This window comes from Actinoallomurus acaciae, from assembly GCF_042429965.1.
Lineage (GTDB): Bacteria > Actinomycetota > Actinomycetes > Streptosporangiales > Streptosporangiaceae > Actinoallomurus > Actinoallomurus acaciae.
Genome location: NZ_JBHLZP010000875.1, coordinates 1 through 2,129 on the forward strand (window position 1 = coordinate 1; position 2,129 = coordinate 2,129).

A 2,129-nucleotide genomic window follows, 5' to 3' on the forward strand; every position below is an offset into this window, starting at 1 on the left:
CACGCCGCGCGCTGCGGCGTGGACGCGGTGGACCTGCCCACCGACAGCACGTCGGGCCTGGTCGACCTGGCGCGCTGGGCGCGGGAGAAGGAACACCGGGCCGAACTGCGCGCGGCGGTCGCCGACGCCGCGGTGGAGTGCGTGAGCAACAGCCGCGACAGCCAGCTGCTGCTCGGTCCGCACGGCCCGCACACCGACCCGGTCCTCGCGGGCTCGGTCTCCGACAAGCGGGAGCACGCGCTGCGGTCCGCGCTGGACACGGTGCGGCTCGCCGCCGACCTGGGCGCCCCGCACGTACGGCTGATGTACGGAGTGCCGGACGTGGCGCGCTGGCTGTCGTGGTGGCACAGCGCCGTGAGCTGGGCCGACAACATCGCTCTCTGGTGTGAGGAGGCGCGGCCGATCCTGCGGCTGGCCGCCGAGCACGGCGTGACGCTCCTCGTCGAGCCGCACCCGAAGCAGGTGGTCTACGACCGGACCAGCGCCCGGCAGCTCCTCGACGCGGCGGCCGAGGCCGAGCCGTCGGCCTCGGTACGGCTGTGCGTGGACCCGGCCAACCTGGCCGCCACCGGACACGACCCGGTCGACGCGGTCCGCGGCTGGGGCGACGGCCTCGGCGCCGCGCACGCCAAGGACCTGCAGCGCTGGAACCGTCCGGAGCCGCCGCCCGGCGCCGGATGGTCGCGGTACGGGCCCGGACCGCCGATCCGGTTCCGCGCGCTGGGCGCCGGCGAGATGCCGTGGCCCGCGATCGTCTCGTCGCTGCTCGACGAGGAGTTCCGCGGCGTCCTGTACGTCGAGCATGAGGACGCCCTGCTGCCGCGCGAGCAGAGCGCGGCGGGCTCCGTACGGCTCCTGCGCGACCTGCTGCCCCAGAGCGGTCCGCAGGGCCGCACCTGGTGACCGGCACGTTCCCCACAGCGAGAGGGACACCCCATGACCGAGCGAAGCGAGGAAATCAAAAGACGCGCCCCGGCGGTCACCCCCTCCCGACGAAGGAGGGCCCATGACCGAACGAAGCGAGGGAACCAGAAGACGCGCCCCAGTGGTCACCCCCTCCCGACGAAGGAGGGCCCATGACCGAGCGAAGCGAGGGAGTCGAAAGACGCGGCCCGGTGGTCACCCTCTCCCGACGAAGGAGGGCTCATGACCCTGCGTGACGTTCGCGCCGCTCTGCTCGCCGGTGGGCTCGGCGAGCGGATGGGCCGGTTGACCGACGACATGTGCAAACCACTCGTGCCCTACGCGGCGTCCTGCCGCCTGGTCGACTTCAGCGTGGCGAACGCCGCGCGGTCCGGGATCCCGGAGGTGGTGCTGCTGTCGATGCACCGCGAACGGGACCTCGTCCACCATCTCGCCACGCACTGGGACGGCGCGGGCGTCCGGATCCATTTCGGCCCGCACGACGCACTGGTGCGTTCGGGCGAACTGCCGCCCGGGGTGCCGCTGCCGCCACGGCCGCCCGAGTCCGGCACCGCCGACGCACTGCTCACCAACGCCGAGTACGTGTTCGCTCCCGGCGTTCGCGACGTGCTGGTGCAGCACGCCGACCACGTCTACACCTTCGACTACGGGCCGATGGTGGCCGCGCACCGCGACGCGGGCGCGGACGTGACGATCGGCGTGCAGCGGATCGAACGCCGGTTCGTACGCCTGTTCGGCATGGTCGAGGTGGACGCGGACCTGCGGGTGCGGCGGCTGGTGGAAAAGCCCGCCGAGCCGACGTCGGACCTGATCTTCACCGCCTTCTGCCTGTTCCGCGCGGAGGTGCTGGAGAAGGTGCTCGGCTCGCTGGCGGCGCTCGGCGAGGACGGCTGGCGGCATGACATCAGCCGCGACGTGCTGCCCGCGATGATCGCCGAGGGCCGGCGCGTGCTCGCGTACCCGGTCTCGGGCTACTGGGCCGACATCGGCACCGTGGAGCGCTACCGCCTGGAGCAGATGAGACTGCTGGACCGGCCGGGGGCGCTGCCGCCGGGCGATCTGCCCCGGACGCTGGCCGCCGCTCCTCCGCGGCTGGACGAGGGCACGCGCTGCCTGCTCGGCGACGGCGTCGTCGTGCCGGGCGACGCCGTCGTACGGTCCAGCGTGCTGTTCCCCGGCTGCGTGGTCGAGCCCGGCGCGCGGGT

Annotated in this window: 2 protein-coding genes; both read left to right on the forward strand. The window is 73.5% G+C overall.

Annotated elements, in window-relative coordinates:
* Positions 1–903 (forward strand): sugar phosphate isomerase/epimerase family protein (locus ACFFNX_RS48345; protein ID WP_378213179.1); only part of this gene is annotated, 903 nt, incomplete at its 5' end.
* Positions 904–1,146: 243 nt separating this feature from the next.
* On the forward strand, positions 1,147–2,129 hold a 983-nt coding region (locus ACFFNX_RS48350), incomplete at its 3' end, for a sugar phosphate nucleotidyltransferase (protein WP_378213181.1).